The sequence below is a fragment of the Chryseobacterium sp. MMO-72 genome (assembly GCF_037146035.1).
In the GTDB taxonomy this organism is placed as follows: Bacteria; Bacteroidota; Bacteroidia; order Flavobacteriales; family Weeksellaceae; genus Chryseobacterium; species Chryseobacterium indicum.
Map to the genome: position 1 here is coordinate 22,841 of NZ_JBBCWG010000013.1, position 25,639 is coordinate 48,479.

28 protein-coding genes and 1 riboswitch are annotated in these 25,639 nt (G+C 35.7%); of the genes, 15 read left to right on the top strand and 13 right to left on the bottom strand.

Annotated features, from left to right (window positions below; genetic code table 11):
- Positions 1 to 58: 58 nt before the first annotated feature.
- The 10 genes from WFH39_RS16300 to WFH39_RS16345 form a co-directional block, all read right to left on the bottom strand.
- Positions 59 to 1,828, bottom strand: a complete 1,770-nt coding sequence (locus tag WFH39_RS16300; RefSeq protein ID WP_336690650.1) for an AMP-dependent synthetase/ligase — start codon at positions 1,826 to 1,828, stop codon at positions 59 to 61.
- Complete coding sequence (locus WFH39_RS16305; RefSeq protein WP_336690651.1) at positions 1,825 to 2,838, bottom strand: NAD-dependent epimerase/dehydratase family protein; 1,014 nt, start codon at positions 2,836 to 2,838, stop codon at positions 1,825 to 1,827. The genes WFH39_RS16300 and WFH39_RS16305 overlap by 4 nt, the downstream gene beginning before the upstream one ends.
- A gap of 206 nt (positions 2,839 to 3,044) precedes the next feature.
- Positions 3,045 to 4,049 carry an MvdD family ATP-grasp ribosomal peptide maturase gene (locus WFH39_RS16310; RefSeq protein WP_336690652.1) on the bottom strand — a complete coding sequence of 335 codons (1,005 nt, stop codon included), beginning with the start codon at positions 4,047 to 4,049 and terminating at the stop codon, positions 3,045 to 3,047.
- The gene (locus tag WFH39_RS16315; RefSeq protein ID WP_336690653.1) at positions 4,042 to 4,998 is read right to left on the bottom strand and encodes an MvdC/MvdD family ATP grasp protein; all 957 of its coding nucleotides are present in this window, start codon (positions 4,996 to 4,998) and stop codon (positions 4,042 to 4,044) included. The genes WFH39_RS16310 and WFH39_RS16315 overlap by 8 nt, the downstream gene beginning before the upstream one ends.
- Before the next feature lie 85 nt (positions 4,999 to 5,083).
- A complete protein-coding gene (locus tag WFH39_RS16320) occupies positions 5,084 to 5,302 on the bottom strand; it encodes a microviridin/marinostatin family tricyclic proteinase inhibitor (protein WP_076392378.1) in 219 nt (72 codons plus the stop codon).
- Between the two features lie 28 nt (positions 5,303 to 5,330).
- Positions 5,331 to 5,603 carry a microviridin/marinostatin family tricyclic proteinase inhibitor gene (locus WFH39_RS16325; protein WP_336690654.1) on the bottom strand — a complete coding sequence of 91 codons (273 nt, stop codon included), beginning with the start codon at positions 5,601 to 5,603 and terminating at the stop codon, positions 5,331 to 5,333.
- Positions 5,604 to 5,641: 38 nt separating this feature from the next.
- Entirely contained in the window at positions 5,642 to 5,860 is a 219-nt protein-coding gene (locus tag WFH39_RS16330; RefSeq protein WP_214589079.1) for a microviridin/marinostatin family tricyclic proteinase inhibitor, read from the bottom strand.
- Positions 5,861 to 5,976: 116 nt separating this feature from the next.
- Entirely contained in the window at positions 5,977 to 6,756 is a 780-nt protein-coding gene (locus WFH39_RS16335) for an alpha/beta fold hydrolase (protein WP_336690655.1), read from the bottom strand.
- Between the two features lie 96 nt (positions 6,757 to 6,852).
- Positions 6,853 to 7,572: a pyridoxine 5'-phosphate synthase gene (locus tag WFH39_RS16340; RefSeq protein ID WP_108411010.1), complete on the bottom strand. Its 720-nt coding sequence runs from the start codon at positions 7,570 to 7,572 to the stop codon at positions 6,853 to 6,855.
- A 78-nt stretch (positions 7,573 to 7,650) separates the two neighbouring features.
- Positions 7,651 to 8,919, bottom strand: coding sequence for a mechanosensitive ion channel family protein (locus tag WFH39_RS16345; protein ID WP_336690656.1), 1,269 nt, complete (start codon positions 8,917 to 8,919; stop codon positions 7,651 to 7,653).
- A 165-nt stretch (positions 8,920 to 9,084) separates the two neighbouring features.
- Here WFH39_RS16345 and WFH39_RS16350 point away from each other — a divergent pair, with 165 nt between their 5' ends.
- The 3 genes from WFH39_RS16350 (at position 9,085) to WFH39_RS16360 (ending at position 11,333) form a co-directional block, all read left to right on the top strand.
- On the top strand, positions 9,085 to 10,263 hold the full coding sequence (locus WFH39_RS16350; protein WP_336690657.1) for a carboxypeptidase regulatory-like domain-containing protein: 1,179 nt from the start codon (positions 9,085 to 9,087) through the stop codon (positions 10,261 to 10,263).
- A gap of 75 nt (positions 10,264 to 10,338) precedes the next feature.
- Positions 10,339 to 10,830: a DUF456 domain-containing protein gene (locus tag WFH39_RS16355; RefSeq protein ID WP_336690658.1), complete on the top strand. Its 492-nt coding sequence runs from the start codon at positions 10,339 to 10,341 to the stop codon at positions 10,828 to 10,830.
- Positions 10,831 to 10,841: 11 nt separating this feature from the next.
- Positions 10,842 to 11,333 (top strand): hypothetical protein, encoded by a 492-nt coding sequence (locus WFH39_RS16360; RefSeq protein WP_336690659.1) that lies wholly within the window; start codon positions 10,842 to 10,844, stop codon positions 11,331 to 11,333.
- Here WFH39_RS16360 and WFH39_RS16365 read toward each other — a convergent pair.
- Positions 11,320 to 11,961: a uracil-DNA glycosylase gene (locus tag WFH39_RS16365; protein ID WP_336690660.1), complete on the bottom strand. Its 642-nt coding sequence runs from the start codon at positions 11,959 to 11,961 to the stop codon at positions 11,320 to 11,322. The genes WFH39_RS16360 and WFH39_RS16365 overlap by 14 nt on opposite strands.
- Positions 11,962 to 12,336: 375 nt before the next feature.
- Positions 12,337 to 12,876: a GNAT family N-acetyltransferase gene (locus WFH39_RS16370; protein WP_336690661.1), complete on the bottom strand. Its 540-nt coding sequence runs from the start codon at positions 12,874 to 12,876 to the stop codon at positions 12,337 to 12,339.
- A gap of 799 nt (positions 12,877 to 13,675) precedes the next feature.
- Here WFH39_RS16370 and WFH39_RS16375 point away from each other — a divergent pair.
- The 7 genes from WFH39_RS16375 (at position 13,676) to WFH39_RS16405 (ending at position 19,623) form a co-directional block, all read left to right on the top strand.
- Positions 13,676 to 15,823, top strand: coding sequence for an endonuclease MutS2 (locus tag WFH39_RS16375; RefSeq protein ID WP_336690662.1), 2,148 nt, complete (start codon positions 13,676 to 13,678; stop codon positions 15,821 to 15,823).
- Positions 15,824 to 16,315, top strand: coding sequence for a YcxB family protein (locus tag WFH39_RS16380; RefSeq protein ID WP_336690663.1), 492 nt, complete (start codon positions 15,824 to 15,826; stop codon positions 16,313 to 16,315).
- A gap of 85 nt (positions 16,316 to 16,400) precedes the next feature.
- Positions 16,401 to 17,012 (top strand): hypothetical protein, encoded by a 612-nt coding sequence (locus tag WFH39_RS16385; RefSeq protein ID WP_336690664.1) that lies wholly within the window; start codon positions 16,401 to 16,403, stop codon positions 17,010 to 17,012.
- A gap of 111 nt (positions 17,013 to 17,123) precedes the next feature.
- On the top strand, positions 17,124 to 17,402 hold the full coding sequence (locus WFH39_RS16390) for a hypothetical protein (protein ID WP_336690665.1): 279 nt from the start codon (positions 17,124 to 17,126) through the stop codon (positions 17,400 to 17,402).
- Positions 17,399 to 18,061 carry an ATP-binding cassette domain-containing protein gene (locus WFH39_RS16395; protein ID WP_336690666.1) on the top strand — a complete coding sequence of 221 codons (663 nt, stop codon included), beginning with the start codon at positions 17,399 to 17,401 and terminating at the stop codon, positions 18,059 to 18,061. The genes WFH39_RS16390 and WFH39_RS16395 overlap by 4 nt, the downstream gene beginning before the upstream one ends.
- A 31-nt stretch (positions 18,062 to 18,092) precedes the next feature.
- Entirely contained in the window at positions 18,093 to 18,893 is an 801-nt protein-coding gene (locus WFH39_RS16400) for a hypothetical protein (protein ID WP_336690667.1), read from the top strand.
- Positions 18,894 to 18,951: 58 nt separating this feature from the next.
- A riboswitch (cobalamin riboswitch) is annotated at positions 18,952 to 19,131 on the top strand.
- A 108-nt stretch (positions 19,132 to 19,239) separates the two neighbouring features.
- A complete protein-coding gene (locus WFH39_RS16405) occupies positions 19,240 to 19,623 on the top strand; it encodes an acyl-CoA thioesterase (RefSeq protein ID WP_076392338.1) in 384 nt (127 codons plus the stop codon).
- An 89-nt stretch (positions 19,624 to 19,712) separates the two neighbouring features.
- Here the strand turns inward: WFH39_RS16405 and WFH39_RS16410 are convergent, their stop codons facing one another.
- A complete protein-coding gene (locus WFH39_RS16410; protein WP_214589062.1) occupies positions 19,713 to 20,303 on the bottom strand; it encodes an HD domain-containing protein in 591 nt (196 codons plus the stop codon).
- Positions 20,304 to 20,434: 131 nt separating this feature from the next.
- Here WFH39_RS16410 and WFH39_RS16415 point away from each other — a divergent pair, with 131 nt between their 5' ends.
- The 5 genes from WFH39_RS16415 to WFH39_RS16435 all read left to right on the top strand — a co-directional run bounded on the left by WFH39_RS16415 (position 20,435) and on the right by WFH39_RS16435 (position 25,523).
- Entirely contained in the window at positions 20,435 to 21,775 is a 1,341-nt protein-coding gene (locus WFH39_RS16415; protein ID WP_336690668.1) for a cytochrome P450, read from the top strand.
- 214 nt (positions 21,776 to 21,989) lie between these two features.
- Positions 21,990 to 22,319 (top strand): PadR family transcriptional regulator, encoded by a 330-nt coding sequence (locus WFH39_RS16420; protein WP_072952756.1) that lies wholly within the window; start codon positions 21,990 to 21,992, stop codon positions 22,317 to 22,319.
- A gap of 10 nt (positions 22,320 to 22,329) precedes the next feature.
- Positions 22,330 to 24,051, top strand: coding sequence for a PspC domain-containing protein (locus tag WFH39_RS16425; RefSeq protein ID WP_336690669.1), 1,722 nt, complete (start codon positions 22,330 to 22,332; stop codon positions 24,049 to 24,051).
- 316 nt (positions 24,052 to 24,367) lie between these two features.
- Complete coding sequence (locus tag WFH39_RS16430) at positions 24,368 to 24,964, top strand: 1-acyl-sn-glycerol-3-phosphate acyltransferase (protein ID WP_235131373.1); 597 nt, start codon at positions 24,368 to 24,370, stop codon at positions 24,962 to 24,964.
- A gap of 124 nt (positions 24,965 to 25,088) precedes the next feature.
- On the top strand, positions 25,089 to 25,523 hold the full coding sequence (locus WFH39_RS16435) for a PaaI family thioesterase (protein WP_262911587.1): 435 nt from the start codon (positions 25,089 to 25,091) through the stop codon (positions 25,521 to 25,523).
- The last annotated feature ends 116 nt before the right edge of the window (positions 25,524 to 25,639 follow it).

Below are 25,639 nucleotides of genomic sequence, written 5' to 3' on the forward strand. Positions count from 1 at the left end.
GGTGAGATCTGCTTAATGTACAGCTGTTACAGCTCTATCTTCACTCAGCCTTAAAAATTTAATACATCTTCTCAATAAGATCTGCATATTTTTTAAGCACTACATTTCTTTTTACCTTCAATGTCGGAGTAATTTCTCCTGTATTGATATCAAATTCCGAAGGCATCAAAGTGAATTTTTTCACTTTTTCGTAATCGGATAAATGGCTTTGCAGCTCTTTAATTTTGTCTTTGTAAAAATCGTGTATCTTTTCGTTTTTTACAATTTCTTCCCAATTGGTGAAAGCAATATTATTTTTCTTAAGATATTCTTTTAAAAATTCAAAGTTTGGAACAACCAACGCGGAAACAAACTGTTTTCCTTCCGCAATCAGGAAAATCTGCTGAATGAAATTGTTGTTGGTCAAGATATTTTCAATCTGCTGCGGCGCGATGTATTTTCCGTTGGAAGTCTTCATGAGATCTTTCAATCGGTCTGTAATGGTAAGATTTCCTTTGCTGTCGATGGTTCCGGCATCTCCAGTTTTAAACCAGCCGTCTTCGGTGAAAACTTTCTGCGTTTCTTCAGGCTTTTTGTAATATCCCTTCATGATTCCGTTTCCTTTTGCCTGAATCTCGTCGTTCTCCCCGATTCGGATCTCCAAGCCCGGAAGAGGTTTTCCGCAGCTTCCGTGTTCAAAATTCGTCAAAGGAAAAGCGGTTAAAGTTGCCGTAGTTTCCGTTAAACCGTAGCCAACCGTCACATGAATTCCAACCGATTCAAAAAACTTCGTCACTTCAGGAGATAATGAAGCTCCGCCACAAGGCAGAAACCATAATCTTCCGCCCATTTTTTCTTTAATTTTACTAAAAACCAAAGATTCGGCAATATTTTCTTTTATTTTTAATCCAAACGGAACCGGCTGTTCTCTTCTTCTTAATTCTGCGGTCTGCGATCCGGTTTCCAAAGCCCATTTGAAGATTTTTTTCTTCAGCGATGAACCTTCTTCTGCCTTTTCCAAAACTCCGGCGTAGACTTTCTGGAAAAATCTCGGCACCGCGCACATCATGGTCGGTTTTACCTCTTCCAAAGCATTGGCGATATTCTTCGGATCTTCAAGGAAATAAACTCTTGCGCCTCCGTAAAGACACAAAAGACTCCAGCTTCTTTCGAAAACGTGGGTTAATGGTAAAAATGCCAGAGAAAGTTCTTCTTCGAAGTTTTTAAACTTAAAAAATTCAAAATGGGCATCAAAAGCTTTTATGAAATTTCCGTGCGTGAGAATGACTCCTTTCGGCGTTCCTGTAGTTCCGGAAGTGTAGATAAGCGTGGCAATATCTTCATATTCTTTCTTGCAGAATTCTAATTTGGGAGCGCTTTTGGCAATAAAATCTTCAAGATAAAAACTGCTGAATTCTTTTTTGATCCAGACTGCTTTTTTAGAAATGATTATAGTCTGTAGATTTGTACTTTCTTTTTTCAAAATTTCCAGACACGCATCGTACTGAGCCTGATCTCCCACCAAAATAGCCTTCGCTTCCGAATCGTTGATGATATATTCTGCCTGTTCTGCATTATTAGTAGAATAGATTGGAACCGTAATGGCTCCGATTGCTAACACTGCGAGATCAAAAATCATCCATTCCGATGAGTTATCCGAATAAATGGCTACTTTATCATTTTCCTGAATGCCTGCATTTTTAAGCGCATTGGCTGTTTTATATACAATTTCACTGAATTTTTTCCAGCTCAGTTCTTTCCAGCCCGCATCTTTCTTTTTAAATCCGATAGCAGATTTTATGGGATGCTTTTCTGTATTTTTTAAGATAATTGCCTCTGCAAGATTCATTGCTTTATCTTTTTATCGTTGATATAATTATTTAAATGAAAATCAATACTTTCCGAAAGAGGAATGAACTGATAATTCAATCTGCTTTTTATTTTTTCGTTGGAAACAATATTCATCTCAGAAATTGCTTTTACATTGGATCTTGTCGCCATTCTTAAAGCCGGAATCAGCCATCCGAATAATGTATTTGCCAAAACTCCTATATTCAGCTGAAATTGTGACAGGAGTTTCGCTTCCTTCAGCCCCAGTTTCTTTCGGATCTGCTTTCCTAATTCTGTATATCTTCTGTTCTCGGAAATGATGATGAACCGTTCTCCAAAAATATTTTTCTCCATCAGTTCAACAGAGATTGCGGCAACATCTCTCACGTCCGCATAGCTTGTTCCTCCTGAAAAAGTAAAACTGTTTTTTTCGAAAGTGGGAAAAATATCGCCACTGCTGTTTCCCCAGTTTCCGCTTCCGATAATCATTCCCGGATTTACAATAACGACGTTTAACCCTTCAGCAGAAGCTCTCCAGACTTCCATTTCAGAAATATGTTTTGAGATTGCATAAGCAGAATGGTCTTCTTTCGGGTTAAAATCGGATTCTTCATCCAGCTCACCTTTTTCATTAAAATTATCGAGAACAGCAATAGAACTTACATGAAGGAATTTCTTCACTTCAGCACCTTCACAGGCATAAAGTAAATTTTCTGTTCCCTTAATGTTCGTGTGGTAAATTTCTTTGCTGTCTTTGGGATTGAAACCCACTTTAGCAGCGCAGTGATACACCTCATCAATTCCTTTTAAGGCTTCCTGAAGAGAGAGAATATCATCAAAATCTACATCGATCCATTCGATTCGGTTGAAAAAATCATCGGGATTTTCCGTATAAAATGTATAGGAATGCCTTACTTCGTTTAAATTGCTCGTCGGTCTTTTTGCTGCACGAACGTTTTTTCCTTTTTTAAGAAGTTCCAAAACGATTACTCTGCCTAAAATTCCGGTTGCTCCCGTTACAAAAACCATCAATTTTTTTTACTTGATTGCTTACTAAATTATGATAATATTCTACGTTATGCAAATTTGCGATTTTTAAGGGAGATTTCTGTTTTTTAAATGGATAAAAACAGCAAAAGTTTTGGTGTTTCCATTTTGAGCAATAAATAAGATGATCATTAAATAAAAAAACGGACTTTCGCCCGTTTTTTGTATCATCTTGTGTTAGAAGAATTTTAGACCAAAACCATATTGTTTCTTCTTGGAGCTTTATCACATAAGATATCGGCAATACTTTTGGAAATAAGGTTTCCTTCGGTGAGATTATCCAGCCAGAAGAATTCTCCGGCACAGTTGATTTCGATGAAATAATATTCGTCTTCGGGCGAAACGATCATATCAATAGCTCCGTAATCGATATTGTAAACGTCTAAAAGTTCCAGCAATTTTGCTTCGATGTCTGTCGGAAGTTCCGCAGGAATCCATTTATCGATAAGATTTACCCCGTCTTTTCTCCAGTCTATTTTTGCGGCTTCCGACTGTTGGGAATCGATTTCAAAAGCGTAAACTTCTCTTCCTACAATGGTAATGCGGAGCTCTTTTTTCTTTTCAATTTTTTTCTGAAACTGCATCGGACAGTATAAAAGCGTATCCAGTTCTTCCAGTTTATCTTCCTTTACCACATTAGTGAATACAACACTTTCAACACCGTCTTCATAAATAGCAAATCCGGTCTGCATTTTGGCAACTACATTTTTATGTTTTACAATGAACTGTTTCGCTTCTTCCGGATTGTTCGTAAGGCAGGATTCCGGAATTTTAAGTCCAATTTTATGAGCTATTTTCAATTGTTCTTCCTTGCTGTCTACTCTTCTGTAAACACTTGGTTTCCCTAATGCATAGACATCAATAGACTCTAAAAACCCAAATAGTGTCGTTCTGATCTCTCCCATGGCTGCACCGTAAAATTTAGAATCCAGCTCTTCTTTCAGACCAGATCCAATATTGTAGGCTCTTCTGTACCAGACCGCGGAAATATCGTCCAAACGATGTCTTTTTTCAGGAGTTTCTAAAATACTGATCCACTTTCCGTCTTCAAAACGGGTAGATAATTTATTTTGCAAAGGGTATAAATCGACGTCGAAACGGATGACTTCACAATGGTTTTCAGCAATATATTCCGTTACTTTTTCTATGGAAAAATTATCTCCTGTATGGGTAATTATTAAAATTTTATTCATTGGTTTTCATTCTTTTTATAAGGTTATCGGCAATTCTTTCCGCAATTGGGAAATTGAGTTCTTTCTGGAGCATTCCCCATTCTCCCTGCGGATTTACTTCCAGAAAATAGTAGTTTCCGTCTTTGCTTTTTATCATATCGATTGCTCCGATGTACAATCCCATTTCCTGCATCATTGAGGTGAGACCGATTTTAATATGTTCCGGTAAGTGATATTCTGACCAAAAATAATTCTTATTGGCTATTCTCCAGTCGGCATTTTCGCTGTTATTGATTTTTCCGGTAAAAAATTCTCTGTCAAGATAAAGTATTCTCAGTTCATATTCTTTTTCAATGTAGGGCTGAAAAATCATGGGACAGTATTCTATATCGTCTATATTTTCGAGAGAATTTTCATCGATAATATTGGTAGAGAGGAAATTTTCTGCGTTCATCGACTTGGAAAGCGCGCCATGAAGTTTTGCCACCATTTTTCCGTTACATTTCTGATGGAAAAACTCGGTTATTTGTTCTGAATCGTTTGAAAAAATAGTTTCGGGAATAGTAAGATTGTTTTTTTTGGCAATCTTTAGTTGATGCATTTTATTGCCGTCAATCTTATTTTCATTTTCAAACGGATTGATCCACGGAATGTTTTCCAGTAAAGTGAAAAGATTGTTTCTGAGGGCAGCATATTCTTTCAGGAAAATTTTTGTATAGCTTTCATCCAGTTCATCAGGAACAGAGATTCCCCACGATTTTCTGTGCCATACTGCTTTAATTTCGTTTGAATTTACGGTATTGCCGGATTCATCAGTTAATTCAAAACAGCTTTCGTTGATGCTGATTTTCTGGTAATGACTGATTTTATCTGAATTCAGTCGGAAACACGGAATATTTTTAGATTTTAAATATTCAAAAAAGATATCAATATTGTAAAAGTCCTGAGAATGCGTTATACAAAGAATCATCTGTCGTTTTTTATTAAAAAAGGAAACTTAGAGCGTAAGTTTCCTTTAATATGATTTTTTAATGCGATCTGAAAATAAAAATCCATTAAACAGATGGAGAATCATCATCTCCGTCGGAAGGATATTTCATAGTCTGCGCCATATCATAGATTGGCTTTGTAACTGTATCTACAGCGGGTTTTGTAATGCTGTCCTGTGATGCAATAGTTACATCTCCACCTCCTTTAATTTTTTCAGGATCCTGTAATTGCTTTTCTAAAAATGAAGCAAAGAAAGGCTTCTTTTTTGAATCTTTGTTTTTCATAGTTGTTTATTTTGGGTATTTTTTATGACTATTCAATTCCCGGAGGATTACCTGGATTAAATCCTCCCTCGTCACTGTCTGAAGGATATTTCAGTGTGACAGGAGTGTCTTTAATGGGTGTTGTGGTTACAGGTCCGTCCAGCGTTTTTAAGGTAAAAACAGAATCTTTTGCGGGTAACGTAAAAGAATCATCCATTAATCCTGTTATTATTCCGCCGCCGCCCTGAACTTCTTCAGGATTCTGAATCTGCTTCTCTAAAAACGAAGCAAAAAACGGTTTTTTCTTGTCGCTTCTTTTCATAATGTCTGTGATTAGAGTTTATACAGTTAAATCATTTTTTAGATTTCTGTACCCCCTTCATCACTGTCTGAAGGATACTTCATGGTAACATTATCATTGGAAGGTTTTGTAACGCTGTCCTGAAGTGCCGTTGTAACATTATCTCTCAATGGAGCTGTCGCAACAGTTTCAGATCCTCCTTTGATTTTTTCTGGTTCTGCGATCTGTTTTTCTAAAAATGATGCAAAAAACGGCTTTTTGTTTTTCTTATTTTCCATGATATTAATATTTAGTGATTTAGCTTCGACTAAAATATTAAAAAATATCACACAAAGTAGAATAAATTTATATTTTAAGAAAATTTTAACAAATAACCCTCAATAAACGCATTATGTTACACAATATTCAAAAATTCTTTTACAATTTTAGCAAAATCTACAGGATTTTCAGCCTGAACCCAATGTCCTGCATTTTTAACTGTTGAAAACTGAGCTTTGGGAAACTGCTGTTTAATAGCAAACTCATCCTGAGGAAGAATATAATTTGATTTTTCGCCTGCAATAAACAATGTCTCTCCTTCGAAAACACCGAATTTTATCGCATTGGAAACAAACTGATTGTATTTTTCAGAAAGGGTTTTCAGGTTAAATCTCCAGTTCAGTTTTTTATTATCATCCCAATACAGATTTTTTGTAAGGAATTGTATTGTTGATCTTTCAGGAATATACTGGCTTAAAACGGTTTCCACATCATTTCTGGAATTTACCGTATTAAAATCCACGGTTTCCAAAGCTTTGATAATCCCCTGATGATGTGGAGGATATGCTTTCGGAGAAATATCTACAACAATAAGCTTTTCCACTTTTTCAGGATATTTAATAGCAAACTGCATTACTGCTTTTCCACCTAAAGAATGTCCCAGAATATGAGCTTTCTGTATCCCGTAATGCTCCATATACCGAAGAATATCATCCGCTAAATCGTCGTGAGACATCTCAGCCGAATGAAAACTTCTTCCGTGGTTGCGGAGATCAATAAGGTGCGTTGGCAAAAACTCTCCGAAATCTTTCCCGAAAGTTCCCCAGTTATCCAGCATTCCAAATAAACCGTGAAATACCAAAAGCGGTGTCGGCGAAAGATTTTCGCCAAATATTTTTGAATTTAAAATTTCCATACGTTTTGTTTTTAGGATAGAAGTGGGTTCCGGAAGCAGATAGTTCAGACAACACTTATCAAGCCTTTGGCTTTACACATCCAGCTTCCAGCCTATTTACCATTTTGCCAGCCTCTTCAGATAAGCCTGAACTGTATTTTCCATTCCCATATATAATGCTTCTGAAACCAAGGCATGACCGATGGAAACTTCGAGCAAATTCGGGATGGTATCGGCGAAATATTTTAAATTTTCCAAGCTTAAATCGTGTCCTGCATTAATTCCCAATCCAAAATCTGTAGCAACAACCGCCGTATCATAATAAGGTTTTATGGCAGATTCTTTATTTTGGGTATAATTTTTAGCGTAAGCTTCGGTGTAGAGTTCAATTCTGTCGGTTCCTGTTTTGGCAGCATATTCTACCAGTTCGGGAGTCGGATCTAAGAAAATTGAAGTACGGATTCCAGCATTTTTAAATTCTGCGATAATTTCCGTCAGAAAATCCAGATGTTTTTTCGTGTCCCAACCTGCGTTTGAAGTAATGGCATCATCTGCATCGGGAACCAACGTTACCTGTTCCGGTTTTACCTCAAGAACCATATCGATAAAAGAACGGTGAGGATTTCCTTCGATATTGAATTCCGTGGTTACCAGAGGTTTCAGATCATAAACATCTTTTCTTGTAATGTGTCTTTCATCGGGTCTTGGATGGATGGTAATGCCCTGTCCTCCGAATTCCTGAATTTTTACGGCTGCTTCCGTTACACTGGGTGTTTCTCCTCCTCTTGCATTTCTCAGCGTCGCAATTTTATTAATGTTTACACTTAGTTTTGTCATACTGCAAAAATAAAAAAACCCAACTTAAAAGTGGGTTTATTATTTCATGAAATTTTACATTCAAATAATAAGCTTTCATTACACCTTAACACTGATCTGCATCACCTGAAGATCAAATTCCTTTGAAGCAACCAGTAAATGATCAAAAATATCCGCCTGAATCTGCTCAAAATGTTCCCAACGCGAATCATTGGCGAAACAGTAGATTTCCAAAGGCAGACCTTGAGGAGTAATATCCAACTGACGAACCATCATCGCCCCATCCTGATCCACATCGGGATCATTCTGCAGGTACTTTTCTGCGTAGTATCTGAAAACACCAATGTTGGTAAGCTGTCTTCCGTTCACTATTTTATCACTGTGCTTCAAAGTCTCTTTTTCTTTTTTCAGCTCAATACTTTTTCCTTCAAGATATTCTGAAATCAGATTAATGTCTTTCAGGCGATCAATGTCTTCTTCCGTTAAAAATTTAAAGGAATTGATATTAAAGTAGATTGATTTTTTAATTCTTCTGGTGTTTGATTCTGACATCACCTGAAGATTTTTAATCTCAGTGGTTAAAAGATCGTAGGTGGGAATCGAAGAAATGGTTTTATCAAAATTCATAATCTTCGTCGTTAAAAGACTGATGTCTGAAATATTTCCTTCGATATTGTATTTGGGAATACTGATCCAGTCCCCTACTTTAAGACTTTTAGAAGTTGAAACGTGGATTCCGGTTACAAATCCAAGAATGGTATCGCGGAAAACCAGTACCAGAACTGCCGTAATTGCCCCTAAACTTCCAACAATCGTAGCTCCTTTAATCCCGAAAATCACACAGATTCCTACAATAGAAAAAATGAAGATTCCTAAAATTTTCATTGTTTCAGAAATCGCATTCAATGCCATAATCTTGTAATAATCCTGTTTGATGGCAAAATAATTTCTAAAGGCCGTTAATCCTCTGTAAAGCATCCCCGCCAGAATTAAAACAAATCCCAGATTGATGGCGCGTATAATAAAGACGTTGGTTCTAGGAATCGCTTTTGGCGGAAATATAGAAGTCTGAATTCCTACAACAATAGCCAGAGCAAAAAGATGAGCCACAGAATTGGTAACTCTGGACTGGTAAACTGATTTTACAACCGGATATTTTTCTTCGTTATGAAAAAAACGGAAGATAAGATTAATCACAGGTTTTACAAGAAAATCAACCAGCAAAAATAGAACAACTAATATAGCAAGCTTTGTAAAGGCATGAAAAACCCAGTCCAGACCCGCCGGAGAAATTTTGGTAATGTATATATAAAGCTGTTCGCTTAAATCCTGTATAAAATTTTTAGTTTCCTGTAACTGATCATTCATTATAACAAATTTAATAAAATTTTAAACCCTCCCAACACCGATTAAATAAGAATTTTTCACAAAACAATCAAAAATTATTTAACAATTATTTAAAATTATTTTAAAAATAAAACATATTTAATAATAAAATCATTAATTTAGTCTTTTAATTAAAAACTGTAATTTATGAAAAAATTTAACCTCTTCTTTATTTTTATCATTCTTTTTTCTCTGGGTTCCTGTCACTCAGATTCTTCTTCTCCCACAGAAGCAACGGCAGACAATACAGTAAAAACCGGAAAGGTAACCGGTAAAGTAATGTCTCAAAACGGCGCAAAAGCCATTGGTGGTGCCTCTGTTTTTACTTTCGATGATAAATATAAGATTTACTACACAACTTCCGATGCGGATGGTAATTTTACACTGGACGCTCCGGTCGGCAATCACACCATTCACATTCAGACAGGGAATGGAAGCAATTTCCGTACAGAAGTTGCTGCGACTGTAAAAAATAACGAAACTTTAACGCTTGATCTGTCCCAGACCAAACTGAATCAGGTGGCTAAAATTGCTTATGTAAAAGGCTCGTATGATAAAATTGAAGATATTATTCTTTCTTTAGGATATACCGCAACAGAAATCACGAATAATGATCTTACGAATTTAAATACCATTGCACAATATGATATTATCTTCCTGAACTGCGGTTCCAGAAAGTATTCCACCAATCAGGTACTTTTCCCTGCAATTGATGCAAATCTTGCTATTTTCGTTGCTAATGGAGGAAGTATCTATGCTTCGGACTGGGATGTTTCTTATCTGGTAGGCGGAACAGATAATACTTCAGGCTGCGCTCCAGCGGGAGGATTTGTTCCTGATTCAAAACTATGTTCTGTGAATAACGGAAGTTCGGGAATTGTTCCGGCTGTGGTAAGCAACGCAGGATTGTCTTCTGCTCTTGGTTTCAGCAATCTTAATATTGATTTTGATTTGGGAGCATGGCAAAAAATTACCAGTTATGATTCTTCATACTGGGAAGTTCTGGTAAAAGACGGAGCCAATCAGGCATTGATGCTGAGAACGAATCATTTTACAGCTACAGGAATTCCTGTAACTCCAATCGGAAATGCACCGAACACCACTTTTGTTCCGGTTTGCGTTACAATTCCGGGAACTAATATCCAGATCACGATTTCAGTTCCGCAGACTCTGGTTCCTTATCTTGTTGCATTAGGAGCAACTGTAGGTCCTTGCTCCGGATCATCCAACAGTGGCTTTATTTATTATACGAGTTTCCACAACCATGCTGCAGGAAACATCGGCAATGCAGGTGTTATTCTACAGTACGTAATCCTGAATCTTTAATCCATTTTTTTCATTATTATATAAAGTGGCTCTTTGGAGTCACTTTTGTTATATACTGTCAATAAATTTCAACTTATGGACACAACATTAATTAATATCCTTTGTCTTATTCTTTTGGTTTTAGGTATTGTAGGAACGTTTCTTCCTGTTTTGCCGGGGTTATTATTAAGCATTTGCGGACTTTTGATTTATAAATACGGTACAGATGCAGATCTGTCTATGATCTATGTATGGGTATTTGTAATGCTCACTGCGGCTTCTGTTGTTTTAAATTACGTTATTCCGGCAAAAACCACGCAGAAATACGGCGGAACACGCTGGGGAAGCATTGGTTCGGTTATCGGAACCATTGTAGGAATTTTCTTACCGATTCCTTTAGGATTTCTGGTAGGAATGTTTGCAGGAGTTTTTGTGGGAGAGCTTCTTCACGACAGTCAGGATATAAACAAAGCTCTGAAGTCTACAAAAGGAGCATTTATAGGATTTATTTACGGAACAGGATTTAGTTTCGTGGTAGGTGTGGCAATGTTTTTGGTGGTATTATTTAATATGCTTAATATTATCTAAAATAAAAAATTATGTTTCATAAAATCCTTATCCTGAGTTTAGGTTCGTTATTTTTAATGAACTGCAATGCTCAAAAGAAAAATAAATTAAAAGTGAATACGGATAAAACAGGCGTTACAAAAGTAACCAATAAAGATGGCGAAATCATTTATTTCAATGAAGGAGAAAATAAATTTCTGAAAGAATATGAAATGAATGTAACCTTTAAAGGAATATCGGAAGACAGCCGCTGTCCAAAAGGAGTAAACTGCATTTGGGCGGGAGTTGCCGTAGCGCAGGTTGAAGTAATGGGAACTGCAACCCGACCAATGGTTCTTAATTTAGCTACTATGGATAATGAAGGCAGAAACTATCATCAGTCGGCTGCATTTAACGGATATACCATTTCTTTAACGGATGTTCAGCCTTATCCTTCTTCAGAAGACGGGGCAAAAGCTTTGAACGGAAAGTACAAAATAGGAATTACCATTAAAAAAGGAGGAGAAAATCCTACCATGAAATAGGTTTCTTCCCTTTTGAAACAAGATATTCATTAATTTTTGAAAAAGGTCTGCTTCCGAAGAATCCTCTATACACGGAAAACGGAGAAGGATGCGCAGATTTTAAAATAAAATGTTTAGCCGGATCAATGAGTTCGGCTTTTTTTTGTGCAAAAGCGCCCCAAAGAACAAAAACCACATTTTCTTTTTTATCTGAAATTTCTTTGATGATAAAATCTGTAAATTTTTCCCAGCCTAAATCTTTGTGTGAATTCGGAGAATGGGCACGAACGGTTAATGTTGCATTCAACAGTAAAACCCCTTGTTTTCCCCAATCGTCCAATTCTTTTGAAGTTCTTTCAATACCTAAATCATCTTTTAATTCAATAAAAATATTTTTCAGAGAAGGCGGCGCGGCAACCTGTTCAGAAACGGAAAAACACAAACCATTTGCCTGATAATCATTATGATAAGGATCCTGTCCTATGATCACTACTTCAATATCTTCAAAAGGCGTAATTTCCAACGCTCTGAAAATCTGATTTTTTGGTGGAAAAACTTTAGTGGCTGCATATTCCTGCTTTACTTTTTCCCAAAGGTTGGTAAAGTATGGGGTGTTTTTTATGGGGGCTAATATTTCTGTCCAGGTCATTTTTTTAATTTGAAAATTTGAGAATGAATTAATTTGAAAATTCAATTTTTACGCCAACCTGTCATTCTGAATGAAGCAAAGCGTAATGAAGAATCTATGCAAATTTAATGATTAAAATAAAAAGAGATTTCTCCTCCGTCGAAATGACAAAGAAATTTATTTAATTATCAACTATTAATCATACTTTTTTTATTCAAAGAACCTTATCAATTCTTTGAAAATACTACCCTAAAACATCAACATAATCTCCATTATCCAGTCTCAAGACAACCCTATCATTTCCAGCAGAATTTTGATTAAGCCAGTTTAATGAGTCTTCAAGTTTTTCTCTTCATAAAATTTATTATAGAATAATCTAAACCCACGGTAGATACATTATCCTCTTCGATAAGAAAACCAATAATTCTTTTTTTTCTTCTTCAAACTAAAAACCAGATTCTCCGGAAAATCTTCATCCTTCCTATCTTCCTGCAATACAAAATCATGTTTTAAAAGAAGTCCTTTTGAATTTTCGTTGAGTTTGTGCGTCATCGCAACAATTTCCTGCAAATGTAAATTTTTAAATGCAAAATCCACGATTACAGCCAAGGCTTCCGACATGATTCCTTTTCTGTGATACTCCGGTAATAATTCATAACCGACTTCTGCTTCTTTTCGGTCTTCGGAAAAATTCCAAAGACAAATGGTTCCAATCAGATTTGGTTGGTCTTTTAAAGAAATTCCCCAGTAAAAAGATTTCTGATTTCGGGTATTTTCTTTAATGGTTAAAATAAACTGAAGCGCATCATAATTATTTTTAGGAGGATTCCGGTGTACGAACTGGTTGATGGTTTCATCGCTTCTGATCTTTAGAATGTCTTCTGTATAACTCTCGTCGATGGGTTTGAGAATTAATCTTTCGGTTTCTAGCTTCATATTTCAAACTTACATAAATTTAGTAAATTACCTTATTAATTTCGACAAAAAAACACGAAAATTTTATTCGAAAAGTCAGCCTAAAGTTCAAAAATTAAATCTAATTGTTAAAAAGTTGTAAACAAACCTCACAGGTTTTTGAAACCTGTGAGGTTTTAAAAGAAATTTAGTAATTAAACTCATTAATTTCTGACTCAAAAATAACAAAAAATTTTATTAAAAGAAATCGACCTAAAGTTCAAAAATTAAATCTAATTCTTAAATAGTGGTAAACCTCACAGGTTTTCGAAACCTGTGAGGTTTTAAAATAAACTTAGTAATCAAACTCATTAATTTCTGACTCAAAAATCACAAAAAATTTTATTCGAAAAGTCAGCCTAAAGTTCAAATTAAATCTAATTCTTAAACAGTGGTAAACCTCACAGGTTTTCGAAACCTGTGAGGTTTTAAAATAAACTTAGTAATCAAACTCATTAATTTCTGACTCAAAAATCACAAAAAATTTTATTAAAGAAGTCAGCCTAAAGTTCAAATTAAATCTAATTGTTAAATAGTGATAAACAAACCTCACAGGTTTTTGAAACCTGTGAGGTTTAAAATTAAATCAGCCATTACTTAATTATACAGCACATTAATGATTTCAGAAAAGCTTTACAAAATGGTAACATTTCAAATACAATCGAAGCGTTAAAAGTATAAACTAAACTTGCCGAAGCTTATATTGATAAAAGAGATCAAATCAATAAATCATTTTCACATTCTCAAATTATTTCATTTTCAAATTAATTATCTTTGCAGTGTGTATATAAATAAAGAAGATTTAAACGAATTAGAGTTTCCGCAATTGCTCGCGGAAATTTCTCCCTTTGCGTATTCTCCGAAAACAAGAGAAAAAATTCTTCAACTTCGTCCGATGGAAATAGACGAGGCAGAACTTTCATTGAAAAAAACTTCCGAATATCTTTCCAGTTTTGAAAGTTCAAATGCAATTCCGTTTGATGAATATGAAGATATCGAAAGTGAGCTGAAGCTAATGCTGATCGAAAATTACCGACTGGAAAACAGCGCTTTCATCAAAATCAAAACCATCACGGAGCAAATCGGGAAACTGCAGAAGTTCTTCCCGACCATGCCGGAAACCTTCCCTACTCTCATGGAAGATGCTTCTGTTCTGGAATTCAGAAAAGAAATTATTGATAAAGTTGATAAAGTATTCAACCGTTTCGGTGAGGTAAAAAGTGAAGCTTCTCCTGCTTTAAAAGGGTTAAGAAGTGAAATTCAGCACGCGAAAAAAGCGATTCAGGAAAATTTCAACCGTGCGTTAACAACTTACGGACAGAGTGATTTCCTGGATGATATCCGCGAAACGATTATTGATGACCAAAGAGTTTTAGCGGTAAAATCGGGTTTTAAGAGAAGAGTTCCGGGAAGAGTTTTGGGACTTTCAAAAACCGGTTCCATCACTTATATTCAGCCGGATTCCGTAGTAAAGCATTATTTCAAACTTCGTGAAAGCGAGGAGGAAGAGAAAAAAGAAATTGATAAGATTTTAAGACAGCTTACCTCAGAACTGGCGGAATTCCAACCTCAGCTCTGGAGATATCAGAAGTATATTTTCGATCTTGATTTAACGAGAGCGAAGGCTAAATTTGCAGAACTCATCAATGGTGTTTTACCAAAAATCAACCGCCATAAAACGTTAAGATTAAGAGAAGCGTTCCATCCTTTGCTGTTTTTAAGGAATAAAGCGGAAAATAAAACGATCTATCCTCAGACGCTGAGTTTAACGGAACACAACAGAATCATCTGTATTTCCGGACCGAATGCGGGAGGAAAATCCATTACGCTGAAAACGGTTGGGTTGCTTCAACTCATGATCCAGAGCGGAATTCTGGTTCCTACCCATCCAAAATCGGAAATGTTTTTCTTTGATAAAATCATGACCGATATTGGGGATAATCAGTCGATTGAAAACCATCTTTCAACGTATTCATCCAGATTGAAGAAAATGTCGGGAATCATCCGTGAAGCAGAAGCCAATACGCTTTTACTGATTGATGAATTCGGTACAGGTTCCGATCCTGAACTGGGAGGTGCTTTAGCAGAAAGTTTCCTTGAGTTTTTCTATGACAAAAAAAGTTTTGCGATCATTACGACGCATTACACCAATATTAAACTTGTTGTGGAACAGCTTCCGAATGCTCAGAATGCAGCAATGTTATTCAATGAAGAAACATTGGAACCGATGTACAAACTGGAAGTGGGACAAGCGGGAAGTTCATTTACTTTTGAGGTGGCGGAAAAGAATAAAATTCCGAGATTTATTATTCATTCTGCCAAGAAAAAGGTGGAACATGATATTGTAAATCTGGATAAAACGATTGTAAAGCTTCAGCAGGAAAAATATGAAGTGGAAAAGCTTAAAACCGATCTTGCCGAAAGAAAGGAATCTGTAGAAGACAAACGCGATAACCTTCAGAAACTGAATGAGCAGCTTCAGCAGAAGCTATTCAATTTCCAGAAATTATATGAAGAAGAGCATCGTAAACTGCAGTTCGGGAACAAAATTGAGGCTTTTATCGACAGCTACGTAAAAGGGAAATCCAGAAAAGATGTGGTAAAAGATTTTGTAAAAATTCTTGAGCAGGAAAAATTCAGAAAACTGGGTGCAGATAAAGATGAATCTAAACGTCTGCAGGTTGTAAAAAGGAAGATTACCCAACAGCTTAAAAAGGAAGAAGTGATTGAAAAAATTACGGAAACCAATGAGAAACTGGAAGAAAAACGCAAAACCGACCGCGCTCTTTGGATGAAAGTCGGGCAACGCGTCCGTATTTCCGGCAGCACAAGTGTGGGAACGATTGAAAAAATTTCACGAAATAAAGTGATCGTAAATTACGGAACATTCAAAACAACAATTGACGCAGACGAACTGGAAAGAATTTAAATGATAACGGTAAAAACTCATATCAGTTTTAAGGATTTTCTGATGTTTCATCTCAAAAGTTCTTTAATAAGGCTTATTGCTTTTCCTTTGCTGATTTTGCTTTTCTTTATTGTAAAACTGTTTGCGGATGGCAATTCTGAACAGGAAATTTTGCTTTCGGCTTCAATGTGGCTCGGAATTATGTTTCTGTTTATCGTGATCCGGTCTTTTTTGCGGCTGAGATTTGCTTTCAGCTCCAATAAAAAGATTCAGGAAAACATTACGTACATTTTTACGGAAGAGAAAATCCGTACGGAAGGAGAAACTTTTGATGCAGAATTTGCATGGAATACGGTTTATAAAGTGAAGGAAAATAAAGAATGGTTTCTGATCTACCAAAGCGCACAGACGATGAATATGATCCCGAAAAAGTATTTTACAAAGGAGCAGATTACCGGATTGCGAAGAATGATTACAGAAAATAATGTAAAAGCAAAGCTCAGAAAAGAGTAATGTACTTACAAAATATCTCATGAGAGCGTCTGTTCAGGACGCTCTTTTATTTTAAATTTTATATTTTTACCCCAAACAATAATTTATGAAGACCTTAAAAATGCTGTCCGACTTTCTGCCGATACCGAGCTATACTGTAGTTATCCTTTGTTTTTTATTTCCCTTTTTCCTTGTGAAATGCGGTAATGTTACTTTAATGTCTGTAAAGGGAACTGATCTGATAACGGGAGTTTCTAAGCAAAAAATGGACGAAAGAATGAGAGAAAGCATTAAAAAAAGTTCTCCTTACGCATCTTCCGTAAGCAATCAGGAGGATCGTCCGTCTTCATCCGATGATTCTCAGAAAGAAAGTGACAAAGGAGATATTTCGCCGAATCTGTTTGTTATTCTTTCTTTTCTAATGGCAGTTGCCGGAATTGCTGTGCAATTGATGAAAACCTTACGAAACAAATATCTTTATCATCTTGGATTTTCTGTAGCCGGACTTCTTGGTCTTTTGGGATTTTATCTCAGTTTTAAAGCAAAGATGGAAGATATGGAACATACTACAGGAATGGGAATGGATGGAAAAATAAATATTGCGTACAGTTTCGGAGATGCTTTTTATATTGCCGCCGCTTTATTTTCAGTTGTTTTTCTTTTCTTTGGAATCTATTCTTATTTGTTTTTATCAAAAAAAGATATAGAGAAAATTTAGCAACATTTGGCACACATACCAAAAAACTTAAGAGCTTACAATGCTTTAATAAAAGCTTTGTAACTGTCTTTTGTAACTTTGGTTGAATTCAAAATTAATTTAAACAGATATATGGTTAAAAATATAAGGATTCTCTGGATTTTCTATGTAAAATTACTGATTCCTGCTGTTCTCTTTTCTTTGCTGATGAATATCCTGCTTGGTTTTACCACTGTCAATTTTGGATTATGCTTCTTATTATTTCTTCCGGTTTTTCATTACCTCATCTATGAATTGAGGCTAAAAGAAGAATATTCTTTCTTTGCCAATTTCGGGTTTTCAAGATTATTTCTCTGGATCTTTACTTTTTCATTAAGTGTAATCATTAATATATTTACAAAACTGATATGAGCAGATTACATATTGACAGCCTCACAAAATCTTTTAATGAAAAGAAAATCCTAAGAGATATCTACATCAGTTGTGAAACGGGAAAGGTTATCGGTTTGCTGGGAAGAAACGGTACGGGAAAATCTACTCTTTTAAAAATTATTTTCGGAACAGAGAAAGGCGATTCTCAGTTTATCAGAGTGGATGATAAAGTTCTGCAAAATCAGATGGACAGGAAAGGAAGAATTGCTTATTTACCTCAATACTCATTTCTTCCGAAAGGTATTAAAATAAAAAACCTGATCTCTCTTTTCTGTACTAAAGAAAATGCAGATCAGCTCATTGCATCAGATTTGTTAAAACCTTTTTTAAATGAAACTTCAGGAAGTCTTTCCGGCGGCGAGAAAAAAATTGTTGAGGTTATTTTAATGGTCTATTCCGATTCGAAATTTGTTCTTCTGGATGAACCTTTTAACGCTTTATCACCGAAAATGATTTCTGAAATTCAAAAATTGATCAAAGAACAGTCTCAGTATAAGGGATTTATTATTTCAGATCACCGTTATCAGGAGGTTTTGGATATTTCAGATGAAATTTATCTGCTTTCTGATTCGTATCTGAAGCAGATTAAAGATTTTAAGGAATTACAGCAGTATAATTATCTTCCGAAGAATATTTAATTTATATATTTGAACTTTCAAACAAATTTTCATGATGGTTTCCGGAAAAAAAGCTTTTTATCTTTCAGTGTTCAGTATTTTTTCTTTTGCTTTTGCGAAGGGACAGAATAAAGTGCCTTTCGGCGTGGTAAAAGCTGAAGAAGGTTATGCCATGGTGCGTGTCCATAAAGACTATTACCGAAAAATAATTGACAAGATCCGTATGAAAACCGGAGATGTTTTTATTTACGAAAAGCCTGCGCCGGGAGAAACAGAATGGATCTGGATAAAATATCCTGAAAAAGAAGATACTGAAAAACCTTTCGTAAGATATGACAGCATCACCAAGGAAGGAATGGTGAATAAAAACCGTATTGTTTTCGTTGATAATTTACCAAAATTTACGCCTTCTAAATCGAAAAACGGAAAGTCTCTGATTTTTACCGATGATACCAATCCTAAAATTCCCGGAAACCAGAGAACAAAAGTTATCATTGATGTTTATCCTTCTTATGCACAAATCAAAAAGCAGGAAAAAGATTCTAACGGAAACATCGTTAAAATAGATAAGGTAAAAGCCTGGGGCGTAGGAAAAGAATTGCCGGAAGGTTTAATGGAAATAAAATCTGTACGCGTTCAGCAACCCGGAAGAGGTTCTGTTTTTGTAAGAGATGCCATTAAAAATATGTTTCAGCCTGCCATGGATTTTGAAAACGTGGGCGTAACCGCTATCGATAACGATCATATTTTTCTTTATATGATTAACGGTTCGGGCGAAAACCGCTATACAACGATCTGGACAATCAAGCAGGGAAAAGCTGAAAGCCAGATCATTTATAAAACTCCTGAATAATTCGTCAATAATCATTATTTTTGTCATCGAAAAGTGTGACTTTAGATTTTATAAGCTTATCACTTTTCAGGAAACTGGTTTTGCTTAACTGCAGATTAAAAGGGAATCGTGTGAAAATCACGAACTGTCGCGCAACTGTAAGTAACGGAATTCTTTATTAAAAATCCACTGTGCAGGGTCATGGGAAGGAAATAAAGAGGTTACAAGTCAGGAGACCTGCCTTTTTCTTAACAACAAAAAAACTTTCGCGATTTGAAGTTTATTGATCTAATGGATACTCAGAGATTTCTGTCTCTGCTTTTTCTGTTGTTCCGATATTTTCATTTCGCTTTAATAATAATGATATATGACTACAGAAGAAAGAATTGAAGCATCCGAAACCCGAATTTTTAAAGCGGTTTTCCCGAACACAACCAATCATTACGATACTCTTTTCGGAGGTACGGCGATGCAGCTAATGGATGAAGTGGCTTTTATTGCAGCAACAAGATTTGCAAGAAAACGCGTGGTAACCGTAAGCAGCGATAAAATTGATTTTAAAAGATCGATCCCCGCAGGAACGATTGTGGAGTTAATCGGAAAAGTTGTTCATGTAGGAAAAACAAGCATGAAAGTAAATGTAGAAATTTTTACGGAACAGATGTATTCTTATGAAAGGGAAAGAGCCATTGTAGGAGATTTTACTTTTGTAGCGATTGATGAATTTAAGAAGCCAATTCAAATATTATAAAAAGGTTCCGGCGACCTTCGGTCGCCGGAACCCAATATTTTCAAAATGTTCTTTAAAGCGGTTTCGGCGGGCTTTGCCCGCCGAAACCTTTATTTCAATACCTTTTCGGTCTCAAGATTTTTAATTAACAACATCTGAAAAGCTTCTCCCAGTTCATCGGAAGCCCTTACAATGGCATTTTCCAGCATATTTCTGATTTGTTTTTCCGTGACTCCGGCTTCTGTCCAGCTCTTTCCTGAAGTGTGGGAATTTAAGATAAAAGGCATAATGCGGTCAATTGCACAGGCAAAAACAGCATCGGGAGTCTGCTCTTCTTCAAATTCCAGCCAAAGGTTAAAAAATTCAGAGCGCAGCGGTTCATCCAAAATTCCGAAGATCTTCTGAGCCGAAACTTTCTCTCTTTCAAATTTTCCGACCATGGCAGCTTCATCAAATATAAAGGTGTCCCCTGCTTCAATTTCAACCAAATCGTGAATCGACAGCATTCTGATCACTCTCAAAAGATCAATATCCGCTCTGTTTTTCGCATAAGGAAACAGAATCTGTGCCAGAATAATAATCTGCCACGAATGTTCTGCCGTATTTTCCCTTCTGGAATCATCTGCATTATAATTTCTTCGCTGTACATTTTTCAGGGCATCAACAGCCAGAATAAAATCGATTTCCTTTTGTATCTTCATATTTATTTTGTTTAGAATTTCATCATCCATTTTACGGGATTGATGATAAAAAAGCTGTACAAAAATAAGACTTTTGACTTTAAACCTATTTTAATTCACAGATTAGTATTACATTTATTTAAATATTATGTATGACGCCAAATTACAATTATCCTGCAGAAATCAAAGGAAAACGAAAACTGTATTCTCTTTTTTACGGAGTAAATAATCCCTTGGAAGTAATCAGTGGAAATCATGCCATTGCAGGAGATACTTACTATCTTAAAGCTACTTTAACGAATAAGAATTTTATCTTTTCTCAGGATAAGGAACTCGTAGAATATATTTTAAAACAAAACCAGAAAAATTATTTTAAATCTGATATCCAGTCTGTTACCTTAAGAAAATATCTCGGGAAAGGACTGCTTACCAACAATGGTAAAGACTGGCTGAAACAAAGGAGACTTATACAGCCCGGTTTTAGTAAAGCTAAAATTGCTGAATTGATCTCTATCATGAACGAAGAAATAAATAAAGCTTTTACCTCTTTTCCTGATGAACCTGAAATTGATCTGTATGATTTTTTTCACACCCTTACTTTTAATATTGTTGCAAAAACACTTTTCAGTTCAGATATTGATGAAGAAAGCGTAAAAGAACTTGGGAAAATTATTACAGAAGTTCAGGAAGTTTTTGCCAAAGAAGTAAGAATACCTTTCTATTCACAGTTTTTGAAAAGTATTGGTGTTATCGATAAAATGATCAAGAAAAGTACTGAAGCCAAAAATATTATTCAGGGTGTTCTGGATAAACGGAGAAATTCGAAGGAAGAAAAAAATGATTTGCTGGATATGCTTATTCAGGCGAGATATGAAGACACGCAGCTTCCGATGTCTGATGAACAGCTTATTGATGAAATGCTCATTCTTTTCATTGCAGGACACGAAACAACAGCCAATGCATTAAGCTTTATCTTTTTTGAGATCAGTCAAAACCCTGAAGCTGAACAAAAGCTAAAGGCTGAAATTGTCGCAGAAGGAGTAAACGCTTTCGGGACAGAAAGCTTAATGAAAAAATCTTATACCACAAATATTATCAAAGAAGCAATGCGGCTGCATTCTCCGGCATGGGCAATCGACAGACAGGCTTTAGAAGATGATCATTTTAAAAATTATTCATGGCAAAAAGGGACTTTCATTATTCTTTACATCAGCGGACTTCATAGGAATCCAGAATATTGGAACAGCCCGAATTCTTTTATTCCGGAACGTTTTGATGATGAAAATGCTAAAAATTTCGCTTATTATCCTTTCGGAGCGGGACCGAGACTCTGCATCGGAGAACACTTTGCCATGATGGAAATGGCACTTATCGTCCGTAGATTCTATAAAAGCTACACTTTTAGATCATATCATAAAGAATTACAGAAAAAAGCTTTGGTTACGTTAAGAACAGTGAGCTTAAAAGGTAAAATTATTAAAAATTTAACCTGAATTTCCAAAAATTCATATTTCCAAAATTTTCCATTAAAAAAATAATTAAACTGATTATCAATTAGTTAAATATTTAATTTAAATTTTTTCACTACTTTGTATTGCATAATACCATTTTATTTACATATCTTTGTAATGTAAAATCGAAACTGGTACAACTAGCTAGGTTCCGGGTTTCGAAAATTATACAACTAATTAACAAAACTTATTAAAGATGAATACTGAAAATACCAAAGCGCAAATGCGAAAAGGAATTCTGGAATTCTGTATTTTAAGTCTCATCAATCATCGCGAAATGTACGTTTCCGACTTAATAGATGAACTGAAAAAAGGAAAACTGGATGTCGTAGAAGGAACACTTTACCCTCTTTTAACAAGATTAAAAAACGGTGAGTTCCTTTCATACAGATGGGAAGAATCTACGGGAGGACCACCCAGAAAATATTACCAGATTACAGAAAAAGGTAAATTATTTTTAGATGAACTTCAAAATACCTGGAACGAATTAACCAATTCAGTCAACCAAATCACTCAAAAAAATTAAAAACAAAGCTATGAACAAGACACTCTCAATAGGACTCGCAGGTTTTTCTTTTACCATAGAAGAACACGCATATATAAAACTTAGCGATTACCTGAATGCTCTGAGAAGCTCTCTGGACGCTTCGGAAGCAGATGAGGTAATGCATGACATAGAAATCAGAATGGTAGAAATCTTCAAAGATTCTATGGCAAAACGTGAAGTAATTAACGACTCGGATGTAGAAAGAGTAATTGCACAGATCGGAAGCCCGGAAAAAATCGAAGAGCAGGAAGAAGCATATTATTCTGAAAAAAATGCAAAGAAAACAGGAACTTCCGGAATCGGATATTCTGATAAAAAGCAGTTGTTCCGCGATCCTGAAAGACAAAAAATTGCCGGTGTTTGCGCAGGTTTGGCACATTACGTAGGAATGGACATCACTGCGATGAGAGCGATCTGGCTTGGTGTTTTCATCCTGGGAATCTTCACAGCAGCCGTTTCTTCAACCTTGGTTTTCTTACTTTACGTTATTCTTTGGGCAGTTTTGCCAAAAGCAGAAACCGCATCAGATTTCCTGAAAATGAAGGGAAAGCCTATGAACTTCGACAATCTTAAGAATGAGTCTAATAAACTGGTACAGTTTGCCAATGAATCTACTCAGAGAGTCGGAGAAATCTATATCGAAAACAAACCCTACATCAATAACGCCGGAAGCGGACTTTGGAATGTATTACGATATATTTTAGGAGGTATTTTCGGGTTTATGTCTTTGTCTTGTCTCATCGGAGTATTTGTAGTATTCGGTTTCATGGGAGCAGACAGCGATTTCCCTCCGGTAAGCCAGATGAATTTCTATTTCGATAACGATAATATGAAATACATTCTTATGGCACTTATTACTTTAGGAAGTTTATTGCCTGCGATGTTATTCGGATTATTAAGCATCAAATTAATTTCGCCTAAAACAAAACTGAGAAACACAGGCTGGGTAATCGGAGCTTTGTTCCTTGCACTCATCAGTTTAGGTACTTATTTCGGATTCAGCATGGCAAAAAGAGAAATGTTCCTGAAAGGTCATAAAGAAGATACGGAAGAAATTGCGATCAATACACAATCAGACAGTATTTATGTAGATTTCAAACAGGTTTCTATTCCTCAAAACTTTAAAGGATATGATGATGATCTTTATTCAGACAAAGTTTCTGTATACGAAAGAGACTGGATGCATGTGGATGTAACGAGAAAAGCAGACATCAAAACACCTTATTTAATCATTAAAAAAGAAGCTAAAGGATACAATCTTCCATTAAATGTAAGCGTTCCTGTAGAAGTAGTGAATAACAGAATTGTTCTTCCGAACTACATTAAATATCCTTACGAACACCGTTTCAGAGATTACAGCATAGATTATGAACTGGTACTCCCTTTGAAAACCGTAGTGATCCCTGTGAAAAAAGACGGAATCAGCTTCGATGGAGATCTTAACGCAGACGGAATTAATGATGACGATCAGGAAAGAGACGAAGACGGAAAAATTAAAATCGAAAAAAATAAAATTACCGTAAATGGTTCTACGATCGAATACAATTCTGATGATGAAGACAGCATTATCGTTAACGGAAAAAAAGTTCCGAGCAATAAGGCGGATCAGGTAATCGACTCCATGAAAAGCAGCATCAAAAAGATGAAAGGAGCCAACATCGACTTCAAAGTGGATAAAGATAAAAACGAAATTTCCATACAAACCAAATAACTAAACTGCAGAGAGTGGCAGAAGGTGTGAATGAATAACACAACCGTTTGAAATTCACACTCTTCTTCTCTCACTGAAAACGAAAAAATATAAAGATTTTGTTCGCTGTTTCAATAAAAATCTTTACATTTGTGTAGTAAAAAATTAAAACCAAAACACTCAATAAAAATTCAATAATCATGGTACAACTGGCACTAGAAATTGTAATGAAAATTGTTGATTTAATCAGCAGTCTGTTTTAAGAGCGATAATATTTCAATATATTTGTAAAGTATAACCACTTTGGTTATACTTTTTTGTTTTTAATCTAAACTATATGAGAAAGCTGATCGGCAAACTGCTGCTAAAATTAATGGGCTGGAAAGTCGTTCTTCAGGGCGACGAAAACGTTCTGAACAGATGTATTCTTGTAGTTGCGCCTCACACGCACAACATGGAATATATTTTAGGAAACCTATCCTACTGGTCTCTGAAAAAACCATTAAAAATCATCATCAAAGATGCACACACCAAAGCATGGTACGGAAGCGTTGTAAAAGGTCTGGGCGGAATCGGGATCGACAGAAGCCAGAAAAATGATCTGGTGAATTTCGTAGCCAAACAGTTTGAAAAAGACGATTTCAGTCTGGTCATCACTCCCGAAGGAACAAGAAGCTGGGTTCCGAAATGGAGAAAAGGCTTTTATCACATGGCTTTAGCAGCAAAAGTTCCTATCGTTCTTGCGGCGGGAGATTTTAAAAGAAAAATCATTTATCTTGGGTATACCATTCCCTACGAAAGAATTGCATCTGCACCGTTTACCGAAATTATGCAGGAAATTCAGGATTATTACATAAAAAATGATATAGTTCCTAAAATCCCGGAAAACTGGAATCCGAATATCATGGGAAATGATTCTGAGGCTAAAGGTTAGGAGATAGAAGCTAGATGCAGGAAGATGGAAGCTAGATGCTAGATGCTAGATGTTAGATGTTAGATGTTAGATGTTAGATGTTATCAAAATTACTCATTACCAATTACTTATTACCGATTAAAATATGTATATAAAAGATAAAAGCAAGGAAGAAATATTAGAATTCATCAACAACTGGGGCGGAGAAACATTTGCAAAAACTCTGGATATTAAGTTCACAGATATTGATGTTGAAAATGAAACACTGACTGCAACAATGCCTGTTTCACCAAAAATTCATCAGCCGTTCGGAATTATGCACGGTGGCGCGAGCTGTGTTTTGGCAGAAACCATGGGATCAAGCCTGTCTAATATTTTTATTGATGGTTCAAAATACTTCGGAGTGGGAACCAACATCAACTCCAACCATTTAAGAAGTAAAAAAGACGGAATCGTAACAGCCGTTGCAAGATTTATCCGAAAAGGAAAAACGATGCACGTTTCGGAAATAGAGATCCGCGATGAAAAAGGTCAGCTCATCAATCACACCACGATGACGAACAATATCATCAACCGATAAGATTTAATTTTCACTGAAAATATCAAGCTCAAAAAAAATTTGAGCTTTTTTTATTTTCTTACTGCAACCTTTTATTTTTTCTGCATCTTATAAGAAAATAAAGTGGTTGTCCGAAA

Excerpts from the sequence above, each read along its gene's own strand:
- WFH39_RS16300 (WP_336690650.1), bottom strand. The coding sequence starts at position 1,828 with ATGAATCTTGCAGAGGCAATTATCTTAAAAAATACAGAAAAGCATCCC.
- WFH39_RS16305 (WP_336690651.1), bottom strand. The coding sequence starts at position 2,838 with ATGGTTTTTGTAACGGGAGCAACCGGAATTTTAGGCAGAGTAATCGTT.
- WFH39_RS16310 (WP_336690652.1), bottom strand. The coding sequence starts at position 4,049 with ATGAATAAAATTTTAATAATTACCCATACAGGAGATAATTTTTCCATA.
- WFH39_RS16315 (WP_336690653.1), bottom strand. The coding sequence starts at position 4,998 with ATGATTCTTTGTATAACGCATTCTCAGGACTTTTACAATATTGATATC.
- WFH39_RS16320 (WP_076392378.1), bottom strand. The coding sequence starts at position 5,302 with ATGAAAAACAAAGATTCAAAAAAGAAGCCTTTCTTTGCTTCATTTTTA.
- WFH39_RS16325 (WP_336690654.1), bottom strand. The coding sequence starts at position 5,603 with ATGAAAAGAAGCGACAAGAAAAAACCGTTTTTTGCTTCGTTTTTAGAG.
- WFH39_RS16330 (WP_214589079.1), bottom strand. The coding sequence starts at position 5,860 with ATGGAAAATAAGAAAAACAAAAAGCCGTTTTTTGCATCATTTTTAGAA.
- WFH39_RS16335 (WP_336690655.1), bottom strand. The coding sequence starts at position 6,756 with ATGGAAATTTTAAATTCAAAAATATTTGGCGAAAATCTTTCGCCGACA.
- WFH39_RS16340 (WP_108411010.1), bottom strand. The coding sequence starts at position 7,572 with ATGACAAAACTAAGTGTAAACATTAATAAAATTGCGACGCTGAGAAAT.
- WFH39_RS16345 (WP_336690656.1), bottom strand. The coding sequence starts at position 8,919 with ATGAATGATCAGTTACAGGAAACTAAAAATTTTATACAGGATTTAAGC.
- WFH39_RS16350 (WP_336690657.1), top strand. The coding sequence starts at position 9,085 with ATGAAAAAATTTAACCTCTTCTTTATTTTTATCATTCTTTTTTCTCTG.
- WFH39_RS16355 (WP_336690658.1), top strand. The coding sequence starts at position 10,339 with ATGGACACAACATTAATTAATATCCTTTGTCTTATTCTTTTGGTTTTA.
- WFH39_RS16360 (WP_336690659.1), top strand. The coding sequence starts at position 10,842 with ATGTTTCATAAAATCCTTATCCTGAGTTTAGGTTCGTTATTTTTAATG.
- WFH39_RS16365 (WP_336690660.1), bottom strand. The coding sequence starts at position 11,961 with ATGACCTGGACAGAAATATTAGCCCCCATAAAAAACACCCCATACTTT.
- WFH39_RS16370 (WP_336690661.1), bottom strand. The coding sequence starts at position 12,876 with ATGAAGCTAGAAACCGAAAGATTAATTCTCAAACCCATCGACGAGAGT.
- WFH39_RS16380 (WP_336690663.1), top strand. The coding sequence starts at position 15,824 with ATGATAACGGTAAAAACTCATATCAGTTTTAAGGATTTTCTGATGTTT.
- WFH39_RS16385 (WP_336690664.1), top strand. The coding sequence starts at position 16,401 with ATGAAGACCTTAAAAATGCTGTCCGACTTTCTGCCGATACCGAGCTAT.
- WFH39_RS16390 (WP_336690665.1), top strand. The coding sequence starts at position 17,124 with ATGGTTAAAAATATAAGGATTCTCTGGATTTTCTATGTAAAATTACTG.
- WFH39_RS16395 (WP_336690666.1), top strand. The coding sequence starts at position 17,399 with ATGAGCAGATTACATATTGACAGCCTCACAAAATCTTTTAATGAAAAG.
- WFH39_RS16400 (WP_336690667.1), top strand. The coding sequence starts at position 18,093 with ATGATGGTTTCCGGAAAAAAAGCTTTTTATCTTTCAGTGTTCAGTATT.
- WFH39_RS16405 (WP_076392338.1), top strand. The coding sequence starts at position 19,240 with ATGACTACAGAAGAAAGAATTGAAGCATCCGAAACCCGAATTTTTAAA.
- WFH39_RS16410 (WP_214589062.1), bottom strand. The coding sequence starts at position 20,303 with ATGAAGATACAAAAGGAAATCGATTTTATTCTGGCTGTTGATGCCCTG.
- WFH39_RS16415 (WP_336690668.1), top strand. The coding sequence starts at position 20,435 with ATGACGCCAAATTACAATTATCCTGCAGAAATCAAAGGAAAACGAAAA.
- WFH39_RS16420 (WP_072952756.1), top strand. The coding sequence starts at position 21,990 with ATGAATACTGAAAATACCAAAGCGCAAATGCGAAAAGGAATTCTGGAA.
- WFH39_RS16425 (WP_336690669.1), top strand. The coding sequence starts at position 22,330 with ATGAACAAGACACTCTCAATAGGACTCGCAGGTTTTTCTTTTACCATA.
- WFH39_RS16430 (WP_235131373.1), top strand. The coding sequence starts at position 24,368 with ATGAGAAAGCTGATCGGCAAACTGCTGCTAAAATTAATGGGCTGGAAA.
- WFH39_RS16435 (WP_262911587.1), top strand. The coding sequence starts at position 25,089 with ATGTATATAAAAGATAAAAGCAAGGAAGAAATATTAGAATTCATCAAC.